The following is a 23,920-nucleotide window of genomic DNA, read 5'->3' as shown; positions in this document are numbered from 1 at the left end:
CGACCCGGGCTCCCGGCGGTAAATCGCCGCTTCGCGGTGCCTTCGGCTTATTCCTTCCGGCTTATCGGGGACGGGCGGATGTAACATCCCTGTAAAGCCGCCCTCTCGGCGCATCCCTGCGCCTCGCCCCGGCCTGCAGGAAACGCCTCAGCGATTTACAGCCGGACCAGGGTGCCGCTATAAGTCATTCATTTTCCTGAAGCAACATTCATCGCTTTCGGTAAAAAATTACTGGGGATACCTCAGCCCGGAGGGAGAGGGTTGGGGTGAGGGGAAAATGTCACCCAATACTAAACGGATCCGCATCCTGCCATGCGGGGAACTTCTCGCGATACTCCTTCAGCGCCGGCAACGACAGCTCGGCATCAATGCGCGTCGCCTGATGCGGTTCGGCGGTGGCGATGATCTCGCCCTGCGGATTCACCACCCGGCTATCGCCCCGGTAGTGATGTCCGTTGCCGTCTGTTCCCACGCGGTTACACCCCACCACGTACGCCTGGTTTTCAATTGCGCGCGCCACCAGCAGCGACTGCCAGTGCAGGGAGCGCGGCGCAGGCCAGTTGGCGACATACAGCGCCAGGTCGTAATCGTTGCGGTTGCGCGACCAGACCGGGAAGCGCAGGTCGTAGCAGACCAGCGGCAGAATACGCCAGCCGCGCCATTCAAACACCACACGTTCGCTGCCGGCTTCATAATGATGATGTTCATCGGCCATGCGGAACAGGTGGCGTTTATCGTAAAAATGGACCTTCCCCTCCGGCTCAACCAGCAGGAAGCGGTTCACCGGGCCGCGTTCCGTTTGCAGGGCGGCGCTCCCGGCGATCAGCGCGTTGGTCTGCTGCGCTTTGGCGTGCATCCAGGCGACCACCTCATCCTGCGGCATCGACTGTTGTGCGGCTTCCATCGCGAAGCCCGTGGTGAACATCTCCGGCAGGACAATCACATCGCGCCCGGTAATGCCTTCCAGTTGACGATCAAAGTGGCGCAGGTTGGCAGGGCCATCCATCCACACTAAAGGTTGCTGCAAAATAGAAATCTTCAGACCAGGCACAATTCAGACTCCTCAAACGACCCTTTTTGACACTGTAGCACGACATAAAGAGAAAAGATGGCAATAAAAAACCCCGCTCTTGGCGGGGTTTTTCAGGACGAAACGCGTTAAGCGGCTTCAGGTTTGCGGTGTTTCTCCGGCAGCTTTACCGGCTGTGTCGCCAGCTCATCCGGTTCGAAATCATCGACGTTAATGCTGCGCAGACGGCTCTCTTCGGCTTTCACCAGGAGTGCGGCTTCGCTGTTGTCGATGATGCCACCCGCCAGCGCCTGTTTTGCCAGTTCATCCAGGCGGGTAAACGGCAGGTTTTTGCCCAGCTGTTTACAGATCTTCTGGTGAATCGGGTCGGCGGCCATCACGTCCAGCAGCGCCTCTTCCAGCAGACCTACCGGGTTATGTGGCGTTGGCGCCAGATACTGACCTCGACCGATACGTGAGCGGGTTGCGCTCGGTACCTGCAGGATCTTCGCCACTTTATGATCCAGCTTGTCAGACGGCGCCAGATGATGACGACCGGTCGGGAAGATCGCCACGCGCAGGGCACCTGCCACCAGACGGTTCGGGAAGTTCACCAGCAGATCGTCAATCGCCTGCTCGGCCTGATACAGCGCATCCTGCACCCCCCAGTGCACCAGCGGCAGATCCGCTTCCTGACGGCCTTCGTCGTCGTAGCGTTTCAGTACCGCAGAAGCCAGATAGAGCTGGCTCAGCACATCACCCAGACGGGCAGAGATGCGCTCGCGACGCTTCAGGCTACCGCCCAGCACTGCCATGGAGACGTCGGACAGCAGCGCCAGGTTGGCGCTCAGCCGGTTCAGATGCTGGTAATAACGTTTTGTTGCATCATGGGTTGGCGTGGCGCTGGTCAGCCCGCGGGTCAGACCCAGCCAGAAGCTGCGCACTTTATTGCTGCCTACGTGACCGATATGTTTGAACAGCAGCTTGTCGAAGGTATCCACGTCGTTGTTCTGCGCGGCGGCCATCTCCTCCAGCACGTACGGATGACAGCGAATCGCCCCCTGACCGAAGATCATCATGCTGCGGGTCAGGATGTTTGCCCCTTCTACAGTGATGGCGATCGGTGCGCCCTGATAGCCACGCGCCAGGAAGTTGCCTTCGCCGAGCATTATGCCTTTACCACCTGCGATATCCATTGCATCAATGATCGACTGTTGTGCGCGGTGGGTGCAGTGGTACTTCACAATCGCGGACAGTACGGCCGGTTTTTCACCCAGCATAATGCCGTAGGTAATTAACGACGCGGCGGCATCCATCACGTAGGCGTTGCCTGCGATACGCGCCAGCGGCTCTTCGATCCCTTCCATCTTGCCGATGGAGATTTTGAACTGACGACGGATGTGCGCGTAGGCACCAATCCCCATCGCCACCGATTTCAGCCCGCCGGTTGAGTTCGACGGCAGAGTAATGCCGCGACCAACGGACAGACATTCCACCAGCATACGCCAGCCCTGACCGGCCATTTTCGGCCCACCGATGATGTAATCAATCGGGACAAAGATATCCTGACCGCGGGTCGGACCGTTCTGGAACGGCACGTTCAGCGGGAAGTGGCGACGACCAATTTCAACGCCCGGGGTAGAGGTGGGGATCAGCGCACAGGTAATGCCCAGATCTTCTTCACCACCCAGCAGTTTTTCCGGGTCGGAGAGTTTAAACGCCAGGCCCAGCACGGTAGCGACAGGCGCGAGCGTAATGTAGCGTTTGTTCCAGGTCAGGCGCATACCCAGTACCTGTTCGCCCTGCCATTCGCCCATGCAGACCACACCGGTATCCGGGATGGCGCCTGCATCGGAACCCGCTTCCGGGCTGGTCAGTGCGAAGCATGGAATTTCCTGACCGCGTGCCAGACGCGGCAGATAGTGATCTTTCTGCTCTTTTGTACCGTAATGCTGCAGCAGTTCGCCCGGGCCTAAGGAGTTAGGTACGCCCACGGTGATCGCCAGGATCCCGGAGACGCCAGCCAGTTTTTGCAGCACGCGAGCCTGAGCGTACGCGGAGAATTCCAGACCGCCATACTCTTTTTTGATGATCATCGCGAAGAAGCGATGTTCTTTCAGGTATGCCCACAGCTCCGGCGGCAGGTCGGCCATTTCATGGGTGATGGCAAAGTCATTGGCCATACGGCAGGCTTCTTCTACCGGGCCGTCAATAAAGGCTTGTTCTTCCGCTGTCAGACGCGGCTGCGGGTAGTTATGCAGTTTTTTCCAGTCCGGGTTGCCCTGGAACAGATCGCCTTCCCACCAGGTGGTACCGGCGTCAATCGCTTCTTTCTCGGTGCGCGACATCGGTGGCATCACTTTGCGGAAACCTTTGAATACCGGCGCGGAGATCATCGACTTACGCATCGGGGCAAAGTTAAACGGCAGAAGAATGATGGCCAGCGGCACTAAAAGCCAGATATTCCAGAGACCTGCGACGCCAAGCGCAGCCGTCCAGGCCAGAAGAATCAGGCTGCTCAGGAATAAACTTACACGGTGATAGAACAGCACACCGAGCAGGACAACGGTTGCGAGAATGCTCAAAATCATCATAAAGAAAAGCTCCCTTGCTTGTAGGAGGTCTGACCACTTGTGATGATATGGTTGTAGTTGATGTTATTTCCTTTAGCAATGTGTTTACAAAATAATTACAACCTGGTTCACATTGTTCGTTTGTTTGCCGGCACGAAAACGCAAAACGTCAGACGATTCGCATCCCTTTAGCTTCTCGCTTTTATTGCTATCCGGTACACTCCACTGTGTTATCTCATCAATACTGAAGGATTATCCTCATGTACCAGGATCTTATTCGTAACGAACTGAACGAAGCGGCGGAAACGCTGGCTAACTTTCTGAAAGATGATGCCAATATTCACGCTATTCAGCGCGCGGCGGTCCTGCTGGCCGACAGTTTCAAAGCCGGTGGCAAAGTGCTCTCCTGCGGTAACGGGGGGTCCCACTGCGACGCTATGCACTTCGCAGAAGAGCTGACCGGGCGTTATCGTGAAAACCGTCCGGGCTACCCGGCGATTGCGATCTCCGACGTGAGCCATATCTCCTGCGTGGGCAACGATTTCGGTTACGACTACATCTTCTCCCGCTACGTTGAAGCGGTTGGTCGTGAAGGTGACGTGCTGCTGGGTATCTCCACTTCGGGCAACTCTGGTAACGTGATCAAAGCGATTGCGGCGGCGCGTGAAAAAGGGATGAAAGTCATCACCCTGACGGGCAAAGATGGCGGTAAGATGGACGGTACCGCGGACGTTGAAATCCGTGTTCCGCACTTCGGTTATGCTGACCGCATTCAGGAAATTCACATCAAAGTGATCCACATCCTGATCCAGTTGATCGAAAAAGAGATGGTTAAGTAAGACTTCGCTGGGGGGCTCCGGTGCCCCCCGCAGTTGTGGAGTGGAGGTAATCTATGTGCGAACTGCTCGGGATGAGCGCCAATGTGCCAACCGATATCTGCTTTAGTTTCACCGGGCTGGTACAGCGCGGTGGGGGAACCGGGCCGCATAAAGACGGCTGGGGTATCACCTTCTACGAAGGCAAAGGGTGTCGCACGTTCAAGGATCCACAACCCAGCTTTAACTCACCGATTGCCAAACTGGTGCAGGATTACCCCATTAAATCCTGTTCGGTAATCGCCCATATTCGTCAGGCAAACCGCGGCGAAGTGGCGCTCGAAAATACCCATCCGTTTACCCGTGAGCTGTGGGGCCGTAACTGGACCTACGCGCATAACGGGCAACTTACGGGCTATAAGTCACTGGAGACCGGTAATTTTCGCCCGGTTGGCGAAACCGACAGCGAAAAAGCCTTTTGCTGGCTGCTGCATAAGCTAACAGAGCGTTATCCGCGCACCCCTGGCAACATGGCGGCGGTATTTAAATATATTGCGTCGCTGGCGTCTGAACTGCGCGAGAAGGGCGTGTTTAACATGCTGTTGTCTGACGGGCGCTATGTGATGGCGTTCTGCTCGACGAACCTGTTCTGGATCACCCGACGTGCACCGTTTGGCGTGGCAAAGCTGCTCGATCAGGATGTGGAAATTGATTTTCAGAAAGAGACCACACCAAATGATGTGGTCACTGTTATCGCCACGCAGCCGCTGACCGGCAACGAGACCTGGCAGAAGATTATGCCAGGCGAGTGGGTGTTATTTTGTCTCGGGGACCGTGTAATTTGATGCCAGCTGTGGGTGGACAACTTCGTGGCTCAGCGGTTTGCTGACCACATAACGGCCATCCACAACCGAGACGACAGGCGGCTTGTGCGTCTGCTCGAAATAGTCATAGCCCGGTTTTAGCTGTTTCCAGAAATCCGCGTAGTAAGAGTACTTGTGACGCGCCATGTTGGCATCGGTCATGCGGAACGGATAGATGCTGACCTGAACGTTTGGCTGACCAAAGACCAGTGCGCCCGTGACAAACTGGAAAATCTCATCAATGCCGGAATCGGTCATAGCGTAACAGCCGATGGACACACAGGCACCGTGGATCATCAGATATTTACCTTCGTAACCGTGCGCACGGTCAAAGGCATTCGGGAAGCCGATATTAATCGCTTTATAGAAACGGCTATCCGGTTTTAGCTGGTTACGCTGAACGTTGTAAAACCCTTCCGGGCTTTTGAAATCGCCCTGACGCTGTTTTGGCCCCAGACCACCGGAATAGTTACAAATCTTGTAGCTGTCGAGCAGCTGATATGTCTCACCCATTTTCACAAACAGGTCGAGTGTGCGTTCTTCCTTAAAGATTTGAATATAAACGGGGGATCCCATTAGCTGCTGTTTATATTCTTTGCTCACAGGCGTGGTTGAACTGTTGCTGCTGAGCAGCCCGGCAAACGACACGCACGGAATCAGGAGCATCGCAATGAACAATGCGATTTTACGCATACTACAAGTTCCTTGATAAAACTAAGACCAACTTGCCAGAACGGCAAAAGAGACCCGAAATCAGATTAATCTGTTAGGAGCGCTCACATTAGCACCGCTATAGATTTTCGCAAGAGCGGAGCTGTTAGTTTACAAATTAGTTTTACTTTATAACCCATCAAATTCGCGCTGGCTCCAGGAACTTTGCGTATCAGTTCGCAATTTGACACCTGCAGCTGAGTTTTATCTGCCCGGAAAACGCCGGAAATGGTACACTTCACGCCCTCAGAATAGTTGTTCACGGAAACTTGCTAACCACATGTTTAAAATAAGAAAAGGACTTGACCTGCCCATCGCAGGCGTGCCCGAACAGCACGTTTCGGCAGGCGCAAGCGTTCGCCATGTTGCCATTCTGGGCGACGATTACGTGGGGATGCGCCCCTCAATGCTGGTCCAGCAGGACGATCGCGTCATTAAAGGGCAGGCGCTCTTCGAAGATAAAAAAAATCCCGGCGTGATGTTTACCGCCCCTGCCAGCGGCACCGTTGTGGCGATCAACCGTGGCGAACGTCGCGTATTGCAGTCGGTGGTTATCCGCATTGAAGGGGATGAACAGCGTGAGTTTGCCCATTATGAGGCCGCAGACCTCGCGGCGTTGAGCCGTGAAACCGTTCAGGCGCAACTGCTGGACGCCGGTTTGTGGACCGCATTTCGCACACGCCCTTTCAGCAAAACGCCTGTGCCTGGCACGGTTCCGGCCGCTATCTTCGTTACGGCAATCGACACCAACCCACTCAGTGCAGACCCGCAGCCGGTTATTCTGGCACAACGTCAGGCCTTTGATGCCGGGCTGACCGTTCTCACGCGGCTGACGTCCGGGAAAGTCCACGTGTGCCAGGCCAGTGCCGGTAAACTTGGCGGCCATCCGCAGGGACAGGTGACGTTTAATGAATTTGCAGGCCCGCATCCGGCGGGGCTGGCGGGAACGCATATTCACTTCCTTGAGCCGGTCAGCCTGACAAAACAGGTCTGGCACCTTAACTATCAGGACGTGATTGCCATCGGCAAACTCTTTACCACCGGTAAGCTCTGCACAGAGCGAGTAATCGCGATTGGCGGGCCGCAGGCGGCAAACCCGCGCCTGGTGACAACGCTGTTGGGTGCGGATATCAATGAACTGCTGGACGACGAAACCAAAGCGGGTGAAAACCGTCTGATTTCCGGTTCGGTACTCAGCGGCCGTCATGCCGTTGGGCCGCAGGCCTATCTGGGACGCTTCCATCTGCAGGTGAGCATTGTGCTGGAAGGGCGTGAGAAAGAGCTCTTCGGCTGGGTGCTGCCAGGTGCAGAAAAGTATTCCGTCACCCGCACCACGCTCGGCCACTTCCTGCGTCATAAGCTGTTCAACTTCTCCACCAGCACAAACGGCGGTGAGCGCGCCATGGTGCCGATTGGCAACTACGAGCGTGTTATGCCGCTCGATATTCTGCCCACCGTGCTGCTGCGCGATCTGCTTGCCGGGGACACCGACAGCGCCCAGGCGCTGGGTTGCCTGGAGCTGGACGAAGAAGATCTGGCGCTCTGTACCTATGTCTGTCCGGGAAAATACGAATATGGACCGGTATTGCGCGAGGTGTTAACCCGCATTGAGCAGGAAGGATAACCATGGGCTTAAAACACCTCTTTGAAAAAATAGAGCCGCATTTTACCGAGGGTAAACTGAAGAAGTACTACCCGCTGTATGAAGCGACGACGACCATTTTCTACACGCCAGGTCTGGTGACGAAAGGCGCGGCGCACGTTCGTGACGCCATCGACCTGAAGCGAATGATGATTCTGGTCTGGTTTGCCGTCTTCCCGGCAATGTTCTGGGGCATGTACAACGTGGGGCTGCAGACCATTCCGGCGCTGCATCATCTGTACGATGCTCAGCAACTGGCGCAGGTGATCCAGTCTGACTGGCATTACCGTCTGGCACAGTCGCTTGGCGTAAGTTTTGCCCCAGACGCGGGCTGGATCAGCATGATGACGCTGGGGGCGGTGTTCTTCCTGCCGATCTACATCACGGTATTTATCGTGGGTGGGTTCTGGGAAGTGCTGTTTGCCATTATTCGTAAACATGAGATCAACGAAGGCTTCTTTGTTACTTCCATTCTGTTTGCCCTGATTGTCCCGCCAACGTTACCGCTCTGGCAGGCCGCGCTGGGGATCAGCTTTGGTGTGGTCATCGCGAAAGAGATCTTCGGGGGAACCGGGCGTAACTTCCTCAACCCTGCGCTGGCAGGGCGTGCGTTCTTGTTCTTTGCCTATCCGGCACAAATTTCCGGCGATCTGGTCTGGACCGCTGCGGACGGCTTCTCTGGGGCGACACCGCTTTCACAATGGGCGGCGCACGGCGGTGAAACGCTGGTGAACAATGCGACAGGCCAACCCGTCACCTGGTTTGATGCGTTTATGGGCAACATCCCGGGCTCCATTGGGGAGGTCTCCACGCTGATGATTTTGATTGGCGGGGCGATCATCCTGTTTGGTCGCGTGGCCTCCTGGCGGATTGTCGCCGGTGTCATGATCGGCATGGTGCTGACTGCCACACTGTTCAACCTTATCGGTTCCGCCACCAACCCGATGTTCTCCATGCCCTGGTACTGGCATCTGGTGCTGGGCGGTTTCGCCTTCGGCATGATGTTCATGGCCACCGATCCGGTTTCTGCTTCCTTTACTGACAGAGGGAAATGGAGCTATGGCGTGCTCATCGGGGTGATGTGTGTCCTGATTCGTGTGGTCAACCCGGCCTATCCGGAAGGGATGATGTTGGCCATTCTGTTTGCCAACCTGTTTGCACCACTGTTCGATTATCTGGTCGTGCGCGCCAACATTAAGCGGAGGAAGGCACGTGGCTGAAATCAAAAATAACGACAGCATCGGCAAAACGCTGCTGGTGGTGCTGGTCCTGTGTCTGGTCTGTTCCATTGTGGTGGCTGGTTCTGCCGTGGGGTTAAAGCCGCGACAGCAGGAGCAGCGCGCGCTGGATAAACAGCGCAACATCCTGGCCGTCGCCGGGCTGATGCAGGAAGGGATGAGTGCAGACGATGTGTCGGCCGTCTTTGCTGAGCGCATCACCGCGCGTCTGGTGGATTTAAAAACGGGTCAATTGCTGGATAAAGATCCGGCGAAATATAACCAGGCGCTGGCATTAAAAGACCCGCAGATGAGCATGACGCTGGACGCATCTCAGGATCCGGCGGGCATTAAGCGTCGCAGCAATCTGGCTGAAATCTACCTCGTACGTGATGAGCAAAAACAGGTGCAGGAAGTGGTGCTGCCCATCTACGGCAACGGCCTGTGGTCAATGATGTACGCCTTCGTGGCGCTTGATACGGATGGCCGCACCGTGAAAGGCATCACCTACTATGACCAGGGTGAAACGCCGGGGCTCGGTGGTGAAGTGGAGAACCCTAACTGGCGCGCGCAGTTTGTCGGGAAGAAAGTGCTCGACGACAGCGGAGCGCCTGCGCTGAAGGTGATGAAAGGGTCTGCGCGTCCTGACGATGTCTATGCCGTTGACGGGCTATCCGGGGCCACGCTCACCTCCAAAGGGGTGCAGCACAGTTTTGATTTCTGGATGGGCGAACTCGGTTTTGGTCCTTTCCTGAAAAATGTACGTGAAGGAGCGCTGAACCATGGCTGATACGGGTGAACTGAAAGAAGTTAAAAAGGTGCTGATTGGCCCACTTTTAGCCAATAACCCGATAACGCTGCAGGTGCTGGGTGTGTGTTCAGCCCTGGCGGTGACCACCAAGCTGGAAACGGCGGTGGTGATGACGCTGGCAGTAACGCTGGTTACCGCGTTTTCCAGCATGTTTATCTCGATGATCCGCCACCATATCCCCAACAGCGTGAGGATCATCGTGCAGATGGCGATCATCGCCTCGCTGGTGATCGTGGTCGATCAGCTGCTGCGAGCCTTTGCCTATGAAATATCGAAACAGCTTTCGGTATTTGTGGGCCTGATTATCACCAACTGTATCGTGATGGGACGTGCAGAAGGCTATGCCATGAAAATGCCCCCGCTGGCGAGCTTTATGGACGGCATCGGCAACGGCCTCGGCTACGGCGTGATCCTGCTGTCCGTAGGGTTCCTGCGTGAGTTGATTGGCAGCGGTAAGCTGTTTGGCATCACGGTGCTGGACACGGTACAGAACGGCGGCTGGTATCTGCCAAACGGCCTGTTCCTGCTGGCTCCAAGCGCATTTTTCATTATCGGTTTGCTGATCTGGCTGATTCGTACCCTGAAGCCAGAACAGCAGGAAAAGGAGTAACCGACAATGGCTCATTACCTGAGTTTATTTGTGCGCGCGGTGTTTGTTGAAAGCATGGCGCTCGCGTTCTTCCTCGGCATGTGTACGTTCCTTGCCGTGTCCAAAAAGGTGTCAACGGCATTTGGCCTGGGCATAGCGGTTACCGTGGTGCTTGGCCTGTCGGTGCCGATCAACAACCTGGTGTACAACTTTGTCCTGCGCGACAGCGCGCTGGTGGAGGGGGTGGATCTCAGCTTCCTGAACTTCATTACCTTTATCGGTGTGATTGCGGCGCTGGTGCAAATCCTTGAGATGATCCTTGATAAGTATTTCCCGTCACTCTACAACGCACTGGGGATCTTCCTGCCGTTGATCGCGGTGAACTGCGCCATCTTCGGTGGCGTCTCGTTTATGGTTCAGCGTGATTACAACTTCAGCGAATCAATTGTGTATGGTTTCGGCTCCGGGATCGGCTGGATGCTGGCTATCGTCACCATGGCGGGGATCCGCGAAAAAATGAAATATGCCAACGTGCCTGCAGGCCTGCGTGGCTTAGGGATCACCTTTATCACCACCGGTCTCATGGCGCTGGGCTTTATGTCCTTCTCCGGTGTGCAGCTATAAGGGCTAACTGATGGAAATTATGCTTGGCGTGGCGATGTTCACGCTGATTGTACTGGTGCTGTCGGGGTTGATTCTGGTGGCGCGCGCGAAGCTGGTGAATTCCGGCGATGTCATTATCGATATCAACGATGAACCGCAAAACCAGATCCGCACACCAGCCGGCGATAAACTGCTGAATACGCTTGCCGGCAACGGCATCTTCGTCTCTTCGGCCTGCGGCGGCGGTGGCTCCTGCGGGCAGTGCCGCGTAAAGGTGAAAGAGGGCGGTGGCGATATTCTGCCCACTGAGCTGTCGCACATCACCAAGCGTGAGGCGAAAGAGGGCTGCCGTCTGGCCTGCCAGGTCGCGGTGCGCCAGAACATGAAAATTGAACTGCCGGAGGAGATTTTCGGCGTCAAAAAATGGGAATGCGAAGTTATCTCCAACGATAACAAAGCCACGTTTATCAAAGAGCTTAAACTGCGGGTGCCTGAAGGAGAGAGCGTTCCGTTCCGGGCGGGGGGCTATATCCAGATTGAATGTCCGGAGCACACCGTAGCCTATGCTGACTTCGACGTGCCTGATGAATACCGTGCCGACTGGGATAAATTCAACCTCTTCCGCTTTGTCTCTGAGGTTAAAGAGCCCGCGCTTCGTGCTTACTCCATGGCGAACTACCCGGAAGAGAAGGGTATCATCATGCTTAACGTGCGTATCGCCACGCCGCCGCCAGCGGTACCGCATGCGCCGCCGGGCGTCATGTCATCGTATATCTGGTCATTAAAACCGGGTGACAAGGTGACCATCTCCGGCCCGTTTGGCGAGTTCTTTGCGAAAGAGACCGATGCCGAAATGGTATTTATCGGCGGTGGTGCAGGTATGGCGCCGATGCGTTCGCACATTTTCGACCAGCTCAAGCGGCTTGGCAGTCAGCGTAAAATCAGTTTCTGGTACGGGGCGCGTTCGCTGCGTGAGATGTTCTATGACGATGAGTTCGAACAGCTGGCGCGTGAAAACCCTAACTTCACCTTCCATGTGGCGCTTTCCGATCCGCAGCCGGAAGATAACTGGACCGGCCATACGGGCTTCATCCACAACGTGCTGTATGAAAACTACCTCAAACAGCATCCTGCGCCGGAAGACTGCGAGTTTTATATGTGTGGTCCGCCAGTGATGAACGCCGCCGTGATCAAGATGCTTAAAGATCTGGGCGTGGAAGATGAGAACATCCTGCTGGATGATTTTGGAGGCTGATGATGCTGACGTTTCTGGCAACCTTCGCGGTCTTTGTACTGGTCATATTCGGCATGTCGTTAGGCTGGATCATCAAGCGCAAAAGCATTCAGGGCAGCTGCGGTGGGATCTCGTCCATTGGCATGGAAAAAGTCTGCGACTGCCCGGAACCGTGCGATGCCCGTAAAAAAAGGATGGCGCGGGAGCAGCAGCGCCGAATTTTGTAAATCGCGACGTAACGATAACAGCAGGCCGCATTATTGCGGCCTGCTGGCTTATTTAGCCCACGCTTTTGCGGCGGCGGGCGAGTCGACCATCACCGCATCCGCCTGCAGCGCCTCTGCCTTTTTATAATCTTCGGCGGTGTTCACGCCCAGCAAGATAACGTGACTGTTGCCCTGCGAGCGGAAACAGTCCATGGATTCTTTATCCCAGGTGAGGGTTGAGCGGGACACCCCTTCACCAAGGGTAAATTTCTCAACCACGTCAACGGTTCTGTTCAGCTCTAGCGCGTACCAGTACTCCTGCATCGTCTGCTCTGGTGGCAGGCACTGATGGCTCAGCGATACTGTTACCAGCCTGGAGCGCGTTTCACTTCGGGTAACAAAGCGTGGGATTGCTGCCGGAAGCGAGGCAAGATAACGGTCCTCAGTAGAATAAACCCTCACCCGCCCCAGACTCTGGGTCTCATTAAGCACCGCAAGAAGCGCTTTTCCCATCGTGGCCGGATCGGCGTCAGGTGATTTGATATCTATATAAAACCGGGTTTGTGGCCAGGTTTCCAGTACGCTTTTCAGGGTGGGGATCGTCACCCCTTTGCCACGCCAGGGATGGGTTTCACCGCCCCAGCTCCAGCCAGCGTCAACTGCCGATAACTCCGCAAGCGTGTAGTCCGAGATTTTGCCTGTTTTGTTCGTCAGCGCTTTTAAATCAGAAGGACGATACAGGACCGGAACGCCATCTTTACTGAGCTGCACGGTTATCCAGACTGCCTGAGCCTGATTCTCTAAGGCCAGTTTGATCGCTTGTACTGTGTTTTCTGGTGCGTCGGCTGTTCCGCCCCGGTGGGCAACGATCTGTGGGCCAGCGAAGCTCGTTCCCGTCACGAGCAGCAGAGAGAGCGCGAGTATTTTTCTCATGAATTTATATCCTTATTCACATAAAAAATTAATATATACAACAAGTTACGTGTTGTTTTTTGTATCATATTTTTATGACAAATAAGAGAAGGTAAATCTGCTGTCGCATTTTTTAGACTTTGATATACTGTATATAAATACATGTGTGGTGGTCGTAATGCGCAAAATAATCCATGTCGATATGGACTGTTTTTTTGCCGCAGTGGAGATGCGTGACAACCCGGCGCTGCGGGATATTCCTATTGCCATTGGCGGTAGCCGTGTCCAGCGCGGTGTAATCAGCACCGCCAACTATCCTGCGCGCAAATTTGGCGTGCGCAGCGCCATGCCTACCGCCATGGCCCTTAAGCTCTGTCCTCATCTCACGCTTTTACCCGGTCGCTTTGAGGCGTACAAAGAAGCGTCCCTGCATATCCGCGAAATCTTCTCTCGCTACACCTCACTGATTGAACCTCTGTCGCTGGACGAAGCTTATCTTGATGTCACCGACAGCGTGCACTGTCACGGCTCCGCGACGCTGATGGCGCAGGAGATCCGCCGGACTATCTTCCAGGAGCTGAATCTGACCGCGTCGGCAGGTGTCGCACCGGTGAAATTCCTCGCCAAAATAGCGTCCGATCTCAACAAGCCCGACGGCCAGTACGTTATTACCCCGGAAGAGGTCCCGGCGTTTTTAAAAACGCTGCCGCTCGGCAAAATCCCGGGCGTAGGCAAAGTCTCTGCGGCAAAGCTGGAAAGCATGGGGCTGCGAACCTGCGAAGATGTACAGCGCAGCGATTTAGCCATGCTGCTTAAACGCTTTGGAAAATTTGGCCGCGTGCTGTGGGAGCGCAGTCAGGGTATAGACGAGCGCAGTGTCAGCAGCGAGCGGCTGCGAAAGTCGGTTGGAGTTGAACGCACACTGATTGAAGATATTCATGACTGGTCTGAATGCGAAAACATCATTACGGAGCAGCTCTATCCTGAACTGGAACGGCGCTTAATCAAGGTCAAACCGGACCTGCTGATTGCCCGTCAGGGCGTGAAGCTTAAGTTCAATGATTTTCAGCAGACGACTCAGGAGCATGTCTGGCCGCGCCTGAATAAAGAGGATCTCATCGCGACGGCGAAAAAGGCCTGGGATGAACGTCGGGGCGGGCGAGGGGTCAGGCTGGTGGGGTTACACGTTACCTTGCTGGATCCGCAGCTGGAACGACAGCTGGTATTGGGATTGTAAAAAGGCCAGTGGCGCGACGTTGTTCACCCTCTCCCTTTGGGAGAGGGCTGGGGTGAGGGTATTACTTAGCAGGAATCGCTTTCAGCAGTTCAGTCAGCAGGGTCCAGTAATGGCCCACGCTTTCAATGTGAACCTGCTCATCCGGTGAGTGCGGCCCGGTAATGGTTGGCCCAATGGAGACCATATCCATGTTCGGGTACGGCTTCTTGAACAGACCACATTCCAGACCCGCGTGGATCACCTGAATGTTCGGGGTGCTGTTGAACAGACGCTGGTATGTTTCACGCACCAGTGCCATCACTGGAGAGCTTGCGTCCGGCTGCCAGCCTGGGTAGCTGCCTTTAGCAGAGGTTTTCGCACCGGCCAGCGTGCCCAGAGATTCCAGCATGCTCACTACGTACTCTTTACCGGTGTCGATAAGCGATCGGATCAGGCAGATGATCTCTGCGCTGTCGTCGCCCATGGTGACCACACCCACGTTCAGAGAGGTTTCAACCACGCCTTTCGCGACGTCTGAGTTGCGGATCACGCCGTTTGGCGTCGCGTTTAACAGCTGAATAAAGGTGTCACGAGACTGGGGGGTCAGCGCGGCTTTATCCGTGGACACGGACTCCAGCACCACGGTCAGGTTCTTCTCTTTCGCGGACAGTTCGTTTTTCAGGATATCCAGATAGACGCTGGAGAGCTTTTTCAGCTCGTCCGCTTTGGCGGCTGGAACGGCTACCGTCGCGAACGCTTCACGTGGGATTGCGTTGCGCAGCGTACCGCCGTTGAAATCGACCAGACGCAGGTCCAGCTCAGCCGCGTGGCCCGCCAGGAAGCGTGCCAGCAGTTTGTTGGCGTTGCCCAGGCCTAAGTGAATATCACCGCCGGAGTGGCCGCCTTTAAGCCCTTTCAGCGTCAGCTTGAAGGTCTGGAAGCCAGCAGGCACCGCTTCACGGGAGAGCGGCAGGGTAGAGATAAAATCAATCCCGCCCGCGCAGCCCATGTAGATCTCGCCTTCTTCTTCAGAGTCGGTGTTGATCAGAATATCCGCCTGCAGCCAGTTCGCCTGCAGACCGAACGCACCGTCCATGCCCGCTTCTTCGGTCATGGTCAGCAGCACTTCCAGTGGACCGTGCTGAACGCTGTCGTCCGCCAGTACCGCCAGCGCAGAGGCCATACCGATACCGTTATCTGCACCCAACGTGGTGCCGCGCGCTTTCACCCAGTCGCCGTCGATGTACGGCTGGATCGGGTCTTTCGTGAAGTCGTGAACGGTGTCGTTGTTTTTCTGTGGCACCATGTCCAGGTGCGCCTGCAGCACAACCGGTTTACGGTTTTCCATGCCTGCGGTCGCCGGTTTGCGGATCAGAATGTTGCCAACCTGGTCGCGTTCAGCGTGCAGACCTTTTTCCTTCGCCCAACCCATAATATGTTCGGCAAGCTGTTCTTCATGGTAAGACGGGTGTGGAATGGAGCAGATTTTGGCAAAAATATCCCACAGCGGCTGGGGAGATAATTGAGACAGTTCAGACACGATAAGTCTCCTTGTCGATGCCCTGCAAAGCGAGTTGCAGGTCACAGGGTTAGCAGGTTAATAGTTACCACAAGTCAGGCTTGCGAGATGCAACTGAGAATACCACTTTCTCCGATGGCTGGTAGCATAAAGCATGTAAAAACTCAGGCAGAGGGCGCTAAACACTGGTTTTTAGTGCGTCAGATCTCTATAATCTCGCGCAACCTATTTCCCCCTCGAACACTTTTTAAGCCGTATAAAAACAGGCTGGGACACTTCACATGAGCGAAAAATACGTCGTCACCTGGGACATGTTGCAGATCCACGCACGCAAACTGGCCGCGCGTCTGATGCCTTCTGAACAGTGGAAAGGCATTATTGCCGTTAGCCGTGGCGGTCTGGTACCGGGGGCGCTGCTGGCCCGTGAGCTGGGTATTCGTCATGTCGATACCGTCTGCATTTCCAGCTATGACCACGACAACCAGCGTGAGCTGAAAGTGCTGAAACGCGCGGAAGGCGACGGTGAAGGTTTCATCGTTATTGATGACCTGGTGGATACCGGCGGTACCGCGGTGGCTATCCGCGAAATGTACCCAAAAGCACACTTCGTCACCATCTTCGCGAAACCGGCGGGCCGCCCACTGGTGGATGATTACGTGATTGATATTCCACAGGATACCTGGATTGAACAGCCATGGGACATGGGCGTGGTCTTTGTACCGCCTATTTCAGGCCGTTAATTTCCGTACGTAACTTTACGCGCCCGGCTATGCCGGGCGTTGTTCTTTTTATTCTGCCACGCGTTACAATGGACACTATATGACGTATCCATGGAGGCAACGCAATGACGCAGGCGAATCTCACCGAGACACTCTTCAAACCCCGTTTCAAGCACCCTGAAACCTCGACGCTGGTGCGTCGCTTCAATCCGGGGAACCAGCCTGCCGTCCAGTCTGCATTAGACGGTAAAAACGTGCCTCACTGGTATCGCATGATTAACCGCCTGATGTGGATCTGGCGCGGTATCGATCCGCGTGAAATCCTCGATGTGCAGGCGCGTATCGTCATGAGTGAAGCCGAGCGTACCGACAGCGAACTCTACGATACGGTGGTGGGTTACCGCGGCGGCAACTGGATCTACGAATGGTCGAAACAGGCGATGCTCTGGCAGCAAAAAGCCAGCCAGGAAGAGGACGCCACCCTCAGCGGCAAGCACTGGCTGCACGCAGCCAACCTTTACGCCATTGCCGCCTATCCGCACTTAAAAGGGGATGAGCTGGCGGAGCAGGCGCAGGCGCTGGCAAACCGTGCCTATGAAGAGGCTGCCCAACGCTTGCCGGGCCGGATGCGCGAGCTTGAGTTCACCATCCCCGGCGGCGGGCCCGTGACCGGGTTCCTGCATATGCCTGAAGGCGACGGCCCGTTTCCGACCGTGCTGATGTGCGGTGGGCTGGATTCGCTGCAAATCGACTATTACAGCCTGTATGAGCGTTACTTCGCCCCAAAAGGGATCGCGATGCTGACGCTTGATATGCCCTCTATCGGTTTTTCCTCTAAATGGAAACTGACGCAGGATTCCAGTCTTCTGCACCAACATGCGCTGAAAGCGCTGGAAAACATTCCCTGGGTCGACCACACCCGCGTCGCGGCGTTTGGTTTCCGCTTTGGGGCGAACGTGGCCGTGCGTCTGGCCTATCTTGAGGCGTCACGCCTGAAGGCCGTAGCCTGTCTTGGGCCAGTGGTTCACGCTCTGCTCAGCGATCCTGCCCGTCAGGGCAGCGTGCCGGAAATGTACCTCGACGTACTGGCCAGCCGCCTTGGCATGCATGATGCTTCAGACGAAGCGCTGCGCGTGGAACTCAATCGCTATTCGTTAAAAACGCAGGGCCTGCTGGGACGCCGGTGTCCAACGCCGATGCTGTCCGGCTTCTGGAAAAACGATCCGTTCAGCCCGGAAGAGGAGTCACGCTTAATCACATCGTCATCTGCGGATGGCAAATTGCTGGAAGTTCCCTTCAGCCCGGTGTATCAGAATTTTGACAAAGCATTAAAAGAGATTACGCGTTGGATCGCCCAGAGATTGTGTTAAGAGATTGCTAAATTTTGATGGTTTGGTAAAACAGTGGCTTCACAAAAGGAGATCGTAATGACGTTACCGAGTGGACACCCGAAAAGTAGATTGATTAAGAAGTTCATGGCTCTTGGCCCGTATATTCGAGAAGAGCAGTGTGAAGAGAATCGCTTTTTTTTCGACTGCCTGGCTGTATGCGTCAACGTGAAGCCTGCACCCGAAAAACGTGAATTCTGGGGCTGGTGGATGGAAATGGAAGCAGAAGAGAAACGTTTTACCTATAGCTACCAGTTTGGCCTGTTTAATAAAGACGGCAACTGGCAGGCCACCACCATCAAAGATCAGGAAGTGATTGACCGCCTGGAATATACCCTGAAAGAGTTCCACGACAAGGCGCGCGATTTACTGGCCACGCTGGACCTGAAGCTTGAGCCTGCCGATGATTTTTCCAGTGAAAAGGCGAAATTGACGGCGTAAAGATGAAATAATGCCGGGTGATGATCCCGTAGGCCCGGTAAGCGCAGCGCCACCGGGCACAAAAAAACCGGCTTAATGCCGGTTTTTTTATTACTGCCGACTCAGAACTGGTAGGTCATACCCAGGGCAACGATATCATCGCTGCTCACGCCCAGTTTGTTATCGTCATCAATCTGGTTGATTTTATAATCAACAAACGCGGACATATTTTTGTTGAAATAATAGGTCGCGCCGACGTCGATATATTTCACCAGATCTTCATCGCCAATACCTTCGATATCCTTGCCTTTAGACTGGACATAACCCAGGGATGGACGCAGACCGAAATCGAACTGATATTGTGCGACCACTTCAAAGTTCTGCGCTTTATTGGCAAAGCCGCCAGAAATTGGGGTCATATTGCGGGTTTCGGAGTACATCGCCGCCAGGTAGATATCGTTCGCATCATATTTCAGACCGGTTGCCCAGGCTTCGGCTTTTTTGCCTTCGCCGCGGGTCAGCAGGTTCTGCGCGTTGGTACGATCAGAGTTGGTGTACGCGCCGCTTACCGCGAAATCGCTGCCGCCAAAGTCATAGGTCAGAGACGTACCAAAACCGTCACCGTTCTGTTTTTTGACGTCGCGGTTTTCGTTTTTACCCTGGTATTGCAGGGTCATATCCAGACCATCAACCGCGCCAAAGAAGTCGGTGTTACGGTAAGTGGCAAGACCGCTTGCACGCTTGGTCATGAAGTTATCGGTCTGCGCGGAAGAGTCGCCGCCAAACTCAGGGAACATATCGGTCCACGCTTCCACGTCATACAACGCGCCCAGGTTACGACCGTAATCCAGAGAACCAAAGTCTTTCAGCTTCAGACCGGCGAATGCCAGACGCGTTTTCTGAGTGGAATCGCTCTCTGCTTTGTTGCCTGCAAATTCCGCTTCCCAACGGCCATAGCCCGTCAGCTGATCGTTAATCTGAGTTTCACCTTTGAAACCGAAACGCACGTATGTCTGGTCACCATCTTTTGAATCGTCATCACTGATGTAGTGCATTGCTTTAACTTTGCCGTACACGTCCAGTTTGTTGCCGTTTTTATTATAAACTTCGGCAGCGTGAACAGATGCGGAAGCCACAACGCCCATAACCATTAATGCCAGAGTGCTCTTTTTCATTTTCGATCCTGTCTTATAAACGCGCTTAAAAATTCGCTGGACGATAAGCTCATGCTTAAGTCCCGTGAAAAAACAGAAAGGGTTTTAACGTTACGGAATGAAACTTTTATGACAAATTAAGATTAATTTTAAAAAACTGTGATTTATTATTTCGGTAATAAAATTGTCAAAATCCGCCGCTACGCTTCCTGATCCCGCGCAACAAAGTGTTTCGCGATGTGCTGTGGCAGTTGGCAACGGGCCTGACACCTGTTAAAACGTTCGTTCGACATCACTTTCCCTTATCGTTGAACGGCAGAGAATCATGAGTGACAGCCAGACGCTGGTGGTAAAACTCGGCACCAGTGTTTTAACAGGCGGATCGCGCCGCCTAAATCGCGCCCACATTGTTGAGCTTGTACGTCAGTGCGCTCAACTGCATGCCGCAGGGCATCGTATTGTTATTGTGACCTCCGGGGCGATTGCCGCCGGGCGTGAACATCTGGGTTACCCCGAACTCCCCGCGACGATCGCCTCTAAACAGCTGCTGGCCGCCGTGGGACAAAGCCGACTCATTCAACTCTGGGAACAGTTGTTCTCAATTTATGGCATTCACGTCGGGCAGATGCTGCTGACGCGCGCGGATATGGAAGACAGAGAACGCTTCCTGAACGCCCGCGATACGCTGCGCGCGCTGCTGGACAACAATATCGTCCCGGTGATTAACGAAAACGACGCCGTGGCTACCGCTGAAATCAAAGTGGGTGACAACGATAACCTCTCTGCGCTGGCGGCGATCCTGGCCGGTGCCGACAAGCTCTTGCTCCTGACCGACCAGCAGGGGCTGTTTACCGCAGACCCGCGCTCCAACCCGGAAGCTGAACTGATTACCGATGTCCACGGCATTGACGATGCGCTGCGCGCCATCGCCGGCGACAGCGTCTCTGGCCTGGGAACGGGCGGCATGGGCACTAAACTGCAGGCGGCGGATGTGGCCTGCCGCGCCGGGATCGACACCATCATTGCGGCGGGCAGCCGTCCTGGCGTCATTGGCGACGTGATGGAAGGCATTTCCGTCGGCACGCGCTTCCACGCCCAGGAATCCCCGCTGGAAAACCGCAAACGCTGGATTTTCGGCGCGCCGCCGGCAGGTGAACTGACCGTGGATGAAGGGGCGACCGCGGCGATTCTGGAAAGAGGGAGTTCATTGCTTCCTAAAGGAATTAAAAACGTGACAGGCAACTTCTCCCGTGGTGAAGTGATCCGTATCCGTAACCTTGAAGGTCGCGACATCGCTCACGGCGTCAGCCGCTACAACAGCGATGCTCTGCGCCGTATTGCGGGTCACCACTCGCAGCAGATCGACGCCATTCTGGGCTACGAGTATGGCCCGGTTGCCGTGCATCGTGACGACATGATTATTCGTTAAGGAGCCAGAAAATGCTGGAACAAATGGGTGCCGCCGCCAAGGCCGCCTCGTACAAACTGGCGCTCCTTTCCAGCCGCGAGAAAAACCGCGTGCTGGAAAAAATCGCTGATTATCTGGAATCGCAGTCGCAGGAAATCCTCCTCGCCAACGAACAGGATCTGCTGGAAGCGCGCCGCAATGGTCTGAGCGAAGCGATGCTCGACCGTCTGGCGTTGACCCCGGCACGCCTGAAAGGCATCGCCGACGATGTCCGTCAGGTTTGTAATCTGGCCGACCCGGTCGGGCAGGTGATTGACGGCGGATTGCTCGACAGCGGTTTACGTCTGGAGCGCCGTCGCGTGCCGCTCGGCGTTATCGGCGTGATTTATGAAGCCCGTCCGAACGTGACGGTGGACGTTGCGTCCCTGTGCCTGAAGACCGGTAATGCCGCTATTCTGCGCGGCGGGAAAGAGACATGGCGCACCAACGCCGCGACGGTGAAAGTCATCCAGCAGGCGCTGCAGGAGTGCGGCTTACCGGCAGGAGCCGTGCAGGCTATCGAAAGCCCGGACCGTGCGCTGGTGAACGAGATGCTGCGCATGGACAAATACATCGACATGCTGATCCCACGCGGTGGCGCGGGCCTGCACAAGCTGTGCCGCGAGCAGTCGACGATCCCGGTGATCACCGGCGGTATCGGCGTGTGCCATATCGTGGTGGACGAGAGCGCCGAAATTACACCGGCGCTGAAGATTATCGTGAATGCCAAGACCCAGCGTCCAAGCACCTGTAATACGGTGGAAACGCTGCTGGTGCATCAGGGTATCGCGAACACCTTCCTGCCAGCCCTGAGCAAGCAGATGGCCGAGAGTGGCGTCACGCTGCACGCGGACGAGAAGGCGCTGGCGCTGCTGAAAGACGGCCCGGCGACGGTGGTGCCGGTAAACGCGGAGCAGTATGACGACGAGTTCCTGTCTTTGGATCTGAACGTGAAGATCGTAGCCGATCTCGACGACGCTATCGCGCACATCCGTGAGCATGGTACTCAGCATTCTGACGCCATCCTGACGCGCACGCTGCGCAATGCCGACCGCTTTATAAACGAAGTGGATTCTTCTGCCGTGTACGTGAACGCATCAACCCGCTTCACCGACGGTGGACAATTTGGTCTGGGCGCGGAAGTGGCCGTCAGCACGCAAAAACTGCACGCGCGTGGTCCGATGGGCCTGGAAGCGTTGACCACCTACAAGTGGATCGGCATCGGCGACGATACGATTCGTGCGTAAATAATCACGGGTGATGCAAAAATAGCCGTTTGATTCAAAAGGGCATTGACGCATCACCCGGATAGATCTAACCTTTTGCCCCGTGGTTACGCTCGTAACCGGCCTCTCAGGGCCGATATAGCTCAGTTGGTAGAGCAGCGCATTCGTAATGCGAAGGTCGTAGGTTCGACTCCTATTATCGGCACCATTCTAACGTCTCCCCAAGTCTACTAAAGTTCACTGAAACCCCTTATACTCTGCGCTTTACAGCCCCTTTTAGTATTTCTACGTCTACTAAAGTTCCCTGAAATCTACAGTCGTTTGGGGGTACTTATGGGGGTATATGCTGTTCGGTCTAGAGGAGGTACCCCCAAGTGAAACTAAACGCCCGGCAGGTGGACACCGCCAAACCTAAAGATAAGCCTTACAAGCTGGCTGATGGTGGTGGTTTGTATCTCCTGATTAAACCTAATGGCGGCAAATACTGGCGGCTCAAGTATCGTGTAGCCGGCAAAGAGAAGCTGTTAGCGCTGGGTGTGTATCCTGAAGTCACATTGGCCGATGCTCGGGCAAAACGTGAAGAAGCCAAAAGGGGTATCGCTGGGGGTATCGATCCTATGGAAGCGAAACGGGAAGAGAAGATCGCCCGTGAAACGCAGTTAAACAACACCTTCAAAGATATTGCCCTTGAGTGGCACAGCAGCAAACTAAAAAAATGGTCTGCTGGGTATGCTTCAGACATCCTGGAGGCTTTCAACAAAGATGTGTTCCCTTACATTGGCAAAAAACCAATAGCCGATATCAAACCGCTTGAACTGTTGAATGTGCTGCGGCGCATTGAGGGGCGCGGCGCTACAGAAAAGGCCAAAAAAGTTAGGCAGCGCTGCGGGGAAGTTTTCCGTTACGCAATAGTCACCGGGCGTGCTGAGTATAACCCCGCTCCGGATCTCACCAGCGCCATGCAAGGGCATGAGTCCAATCATTATCCTTTCCTCACACCGAAAGAATTGCCTGATTTCTTCAAGGCGTTGTCAGGATATACAGGAAGCGCGTTAGTAGTTTTGGCTGCTCGTCTGCTGATTATCACCGGCTTGCGTACCGGCGAACTCCGCGGGGCATTTTGGGATGAAGTCAATATCAGTAAGGCGGTCTGGGAAATACCAGCCTCACGCATGAAAATGCGTCGCCCTCATGTGGTACCGTTGTCCAGGCAAGCTCTTACGCTTATTGGCCAGCTCCAAGAGCTAACAGGCAATTACCCGCTTATGTTCCCTGGCCGTAACGATCCGCGAAAAACAATGAGTGAAGCCAGCATAAACCAAGTCTTTAAGCGTATTGGCTATGACGGAAAAGTCACCGGGCACGGTTTCCGGCACACCATGAGTACCATCCTGCACGAACAGGGCTACAACACCGCGTGGATAGAAACGCAGCTGGCACACGTCGACAAAAACTCTATTCGAGGAACGTACAACCACGCTCAGTACATAGACGGCCGGCGTGAAATGCTTCAGTGGTATGCCGACTATATGGAAGCGTTGGAAAACGAATCTATGGTCACTCCCGTTTTTGCAACACCGATTTTGACGACAAGTTGGCTTGCTTGAATCTATCCGGCGTCTGAATGGGATTTTATTCCCGCGCCT

General features: G+C 55.0%; 22 protein-coding genes and 1 tRNA gene. 17 read left to right on the top strand and 6 right to left on the bottom strand.

Going from position 1 to position 23,920, the window contains the following annotated elements; translation table 11 throughout:
* Window positions 1–280: 280 nt before the first annotated feature.
* A complete protein-coding gene (locus tag ACMWKA_RS24560) occupies window positions 281–1,051 on the bottom strand; it encodes an amidohydrolase (protein ID WP_414760675.1) in 771 nt (256 codons plus the stop codon).
* Window positions 1,052–1,158: 107 nt separating this feature from the next.
* The gene (gene fadE / locus ACMWKA_RS24555; RefSeq protein WP_414760674.1) at window positions 1,159–3,603 is read right to left on the bottom strand and encodes an acyl-CoA dehydrogenase FadE; all 2,445 of its coding nucleotides are present in this window, start codon (window positions 3,601–3,603) and stop codon (window positions 1,159–1,161) included.
* 239 nt (window positions 3,604–3,842) lie between these two features.
* Between fadE and lpcA the strand changes: the two genes are divergently transcribed.
* Both lpcA and ACMWKA_RS24545 read left to right on the top strand, forming a co-directional pair.
* Entirely contained in the window at window positions 3,843–4,421 is a 579-nt protein-coding gene (lpcA, locus tag ACMWKA_RS24550) for a D-sedoheptulose 7-phosphate isomerase (RefSeq protein WP_013095727.1), read from the top strand.
* A gap of 53 nt (window positions 4,422–4,474) precedes the next feature.
* Window positions 4,475–5,242, top strand: a complete 768-nt coding sequence (locus ACMWKA_RS24545) for a class II glutamine amidotransferase (protein WP_013095728.1) — start codon at window positions 4,475–4,477, stop codon at window positions 5,240–5,242.
* Here the strand turns inward: ACMWKA_RS24545 and dpaA are convergent.
* Entirely contained in the window at window positions 5,213–5,953 is a 741-nt protein-coding gene (gene dpaA / locus ACMWKA_RS24540) for a peptidoglycan meso-diaminopimelic acid protein amidase (protein WP_013095729.1), read from the bottom strand. The genes ACMWKA_RS24545 and dpaA overlap by 30 nt on opposite strands.
* A 298-nt stretch (window positions 5,954–6,251) precedes the next feature.
* Here dpaA and ACMWKA_RS24535 point away from each other — a divergent pair, with 298 nt between their 5' ends.
* The 7 genes from ACMWKA_RS24535 to nqrM are packed head-to-tail and all read left to right on the top strand — an operon-like array spanning window position 6,252 to window position 12,294.
* Entirely contained in the window at window positions 6,252–7,595 is a 1,344-nt protein-coding gene (locus ACMWKA_RS24535; protein ID WP_013095730.1) for a Na(+)-translocating NADH-quinone reductase subunit A, read from the top strand.
* 2 nt (window positions 7,596–7,597) lie between these two features.
* Entirely contained in the window at window positions 7,598–8,833 is a 1,236-nt protein-coding gene (locus ACMWKA_RS24530; protein WP_013095731.1) for an NADH:ubiquinone reductase (Na(+)-transporting) subunit B, read from the top strand.
* Window positions 8,826–9,620 carry a Na(+)-translocating NADH-quinone reductase subunit C gene (locus ACMWKA_RS24525; protein ID WP_013095732.1) on the top strand — a complete coding sequence of 265 codons (795 nt, stop codon included), beginning with the start codon at window positions 8,826–8,828 and terminating at the stop codon, window positions 9,618–9,620. Before ACMWKA_RS24530 ends, ACMWKA_RS24525 begins: the two co-directional genes overlap by 8 nt.
* Complete coding sequence (locus ACMWKA_RS24520; protein ID WP_013095733.1) at window positions 9,613–10,251, top strand: NADH:ubiquinone reductase (Na(+)-transporting) subunit D; 639 nt, start codon at window positions 9,613–9,615, stop codon at window positions 10,249–10,251. The genes ACMWKA_RS24525 and ACMWKA_RS24520 overlap by 8 nt, the downstream gene beginning before the upstream one ends.
* 6 nt (window positions 10,252–10,257) lie before the next feature.
* A complete protein-coding gene (gene nqrE / locus ACMWKA_RS24515) occupies window positions 10,258–10,854 on the top strand; it encodes an NADH:ubiquinone reductase (Na(+)-transporting) subunit E (RefSeq protein ID WP_414760673.1) in 597 nt (198 codons plus the stop codon).
* A gap of 10 nt (window positions 10,855–10,864) precedes the next feature.
* Window positions 10,865–12,088 (top strand): NADH:ubiquinone reductase (Na(+)-transporting) subunit F, encoded by a 1,224-nt coding sequence (gene nqrF, locus ACMWKA_RS24510; protein ID WP_014830784.1) that lies wholly within the window; start codon window positions 10,865–10,867, stop codon window positions 12,086–12,088.
* A complete protein-coding gene (gene nqrM, locus ACMWKA_RS24505; protein ID WP_020686315.1) occupies window positions 12,088–12,294 on the top strand; it encodes a (Na+)-NQR maturation NqrM in 207 nt (68 codons plus the stop codon). Before nqrF ends, nqrM begins: the two co-directional genes overlap by 1 nt.
* A 48-nt stretch (window positions 12,295–12,342) precedes the next feature.
* Here the strand turns inward: nqrM and ACMWKA_RS24500 are convergent, their stop codons facing one another.
* Entirely contained in the window at window positions 12,343–13,206 is an 864-nt protein-coding gene (locus ACMWKA_RS24500; protein ID WP_020686316.1) for a glycerophosphodiester phosphodiesterase family protein, read from the bottom strand.
* 157 nt (window positions 13,207–13,363) lie between these two features.
* On the opposite strand from ACMWKA_RS24500, the gene dinB reads away from it, so the two are divergent.
* Window positions 13,364–14,422, top strand: a complete 1,059-nt coding sequence (dinB, locus tag ACMWKA_RS24495; protein ID WP_058684264.1) for a DNA polymerase IV — start codon at window positions 13,364–13,366, stop codon at window positions 14,420–14,422.
* A gap of 61 nt (window positions 14,423–14,483) precedes the next feature.
* Here dinB and pepD read toward each other — a convergent pair whose 3' ends face one another.
* Window positions 14,484–15,941 (bottom strand): cytosol nonspecific dipeptidase, encoded by a 1,458-nt coding sequence (gene pepD, locus ACMWKA_RS24490; RefSeq protein WP_260250521.1) that lies wholly within the window; start codon window positions 15,939–15,941, stop codon window positions 14,484–14,486.
* A 260-nt stretch (window positions 15,942–16,201) separates the two neighbouring features.
* On the opposite strand from pepD, the gene gpt reads away from it, so the two are divergent.
* From gpt to crl, 3 genes are all read left to right on the top strand, one after another.
* Window positions 16,202–16,660, top strand: a complete 459-nt coding sequence (gene gpt / locus ACMWKA_RS24485) for a xanthine phosphoribosyltransferase (protein WP_003863205.1) — start codon at window positions 16,202–16,204, stop codon at window positions 16,658–16,660.
* Window positions 16,661–16,764: 104 nt separating this feature from the next.
* Complete coding sequence (frsA, locus tag ACMWKA_RS24480; RefSeq protein WP_058684263.1) at window positions 16,765–18,009, top strand: esterase FrsA; 1,245 nt, start codon at window positions 16,765–16,767, stop codon at window positions 18,007–18,009.
* A 57-nt stretch (window positions 18,010–18,066) separates the two neighbouring features.
* Entirely contained in the window at window positions 18,067–18,468 is a 402-nt protein-coding gene (crl, locus tag ACMWKA_RS24475) for a sigma factor-binding protein Crl (protein WP_023620943.1), read from the top strand.
* Window positions 18,469–18,569: 101 nt separating this feature from the next.
* Here crl and phoE read toward each other — a convergent pair whose 3' ends face one another.
* Window positions 18,570–19,622 (bottom strand): phosphoporin PhoE, encoded by a 1,053-nt coding sequence (gene phoE, locus ACMWKA_RS24470; protein WP_013095744.1) that lies wholly within the window; start codon window positions 19,620–19,622, stop codon window positions 18,570–18,572.
* Window positions 19,623–19,926: 304 nt separating this feature from the next.
* Here phoE and proB point away from each other — a divergent pair, with 304 nt between their 5' ends.
* The 4 genes from proB (at window position 19,927) to ACMWKA_RS24450 (ending at window position 23,881) form a co-directional block, all read left to right on the top strand.
* A complete protein-coding gene (proB, locus tag ACMWKA_RS24465) occupies window positions 19,927–21,030 on the top strand; it encodes a glutamate 5-kinase (protein WP_013095745.1) in 1,104 nt (367 codons plus the stop codon).
* A gap of 11 nt (window positions 21,031–21,041) precedes the next feature.
* Complete coding sequence (proA, locus tag ACMWKA_RS24460) at window positions 21,042–22,295, top strand: glutamate-5-semialdehyde dehydrogenase (RefSeq protein ID WP_205918868.1); 1,254 nt, start codon at window positions 21,042–21,044, stop codon at window positions 22,293–22,295.
* Between the two features lie 111 nt (window positions 22,296–22,406).
* Window positions 22,407–22,482, top strand: a tRNA-Thr gene (locus ACMWKA_RS24455).
* A gap of 166 nt (window positions 22,483–22,648) precedes the next feature.
* Entirely contained in the window at window positions 22,649–23,881 is a 1,233-nt protein-coding gene (locus ACMWKA_RS24450; protein WP_414760672.1) for a tyrosine-type recombinase/integrase, read from the top strand.
* Window positions 23,882–23,920: the final 39 nt, after the last annotated feature.

This window comes from Enterobacter sp. 03-F-07-AD-ECC (genome assembly GCF_047530935.1).
Taxonomy (GTDB): Bacteria; Pseudomonadota; Gammaproteobacteria; order Enterobacterales; family Enterobacteriaceae; genus Enterobacter; species Enterobacter cloacae.
This window is presented reverse-complemented; position numbering and strand designations above follow the sequence as displayed.

Excerpts from the sequence above, each read along its gene's own strand:
- fadE (WP_414760674.1), bottom strand. The coding sequence starts at position 3,603 with ATGATGATTTTGAGCATTCTCGCAACCGTTGTCCTGCTCGGTGTGCTG.
- lpcA (WP_013095727.1), top strand. The coding sequence starts at position 3,843 with ATGTACCAGGATCTTATTCGTAACGAACTGAACGAAGCGGCGGAAACG.
- ACMWKA_RS24545 (WP_013095728.1), top strand. The coding sequence starts at position 4,475 with ATGTGCGAACTGCTCGGGATGAGCGCCAATGTGCCAACCGATATCTGC.
- dpaA (WP_013095729.1), bottom strand. The coding sequence starts at position 5,953 with ATGCGTAAAATCGCATTGTTCATTGCGATGCTCCTGATTCCGTGCGTG.
- ACMWKA_RS24535 (WP_013095730.1), top strand. The coding sequence starts at position 6,252 with ATGTTTAAAATAAGAAAAGGACTTGACCTGCCCATCGCAGGCGTGCCC.
- ACMWKA_RS24530 (WP_013095731.1), top strand. The coding sequence starts at position 7,598 with ATGGGCTTAAAACACCTCTTTGAAAAAATAGAGCCGCATTTTACCGAG.
- ACMWKA_RS24520 (WP_013095733.1), top strand. The coding sequence starts at position 9,613 with ATGGCTGATACGGGTGAACTGAAAGAAGTTAAAAAGGTGCTGATTGGC.
- nqrE (WP_414760673.1), top strand. The coding sequence starts at position 10,258 with ATGGCTCATTACCTGAGTTTATTTGTGCGCGCGGTGTTTGTTGAAAGC.
- nqrF (WP_014830784.1), top strand. The coding sequence starts at position 10,865 with ATGGAAATTATGCTTGGCGTGGCGATGTTCACGCTGATTGTACTGGTG.
- nqrM (WP_020686315.1), top strand. The coding sequence starts at position 12,088 with ATGATGCTGACGTTTCTGGCAACCTTCGCGGTCTTTGTACTGGTCATA.
- ACMWKA_RS24500 (WP_020686316.1), bottom strand. The coding sequence starts at position 13,206 with ATGAGAAAAATACTCGCGCTCTCTCTGCTGCTCGTGACGGGAACGAGC.
- dinB (WP_058684264.1), top strand. The coding sequence starts at position 13,364 with ATGCGCAAAATAATCCATGTCGATATGGACTGTTTTTTTGCCGCAGTG.
- gpt (WP_003863205.1), top strand. The coding sequence starts at position 16,202 with ATGAGCGAAAAATACGTCGTCACCTGGGACATGTTGCAGATCCACGCA.
- frsA (WP_058684263.1), top strand. The coding sequence starts at position 16,765 with ATGACGCAGGCGAATCTCACCGAGACACTCTTCAAACCCCGTTTCAAG.
- crl (WP_023620943.1), top strand. The coding sequence starts at position 18,067 with ATGACGTTACCGAGTGGACACCCGAAAAGTAGATTGATTAAGAAGTTC.
- phoE (WP_013095744.1), bottom strand. The coding sequence starts at position 19,622 with ATGAAAAAGAGCACTCTGGCATTAATGGTTATGGGCGTTGTGGCTTCC.
- proB (WP_013095745.1), top strand. The coding sequence starts at position 19,927 with ATGAGTGACAGCCAGACGCTGGTGGTAAAACTCGGCACCAGTGTTTTA.
- proA (WP_205918868.1), top strand. The coding sequence starts at position 21,042 with ATGCTGGAACAAATGGGTGCCGCCGCCAAGGCCGCCTCGTACAAACTG.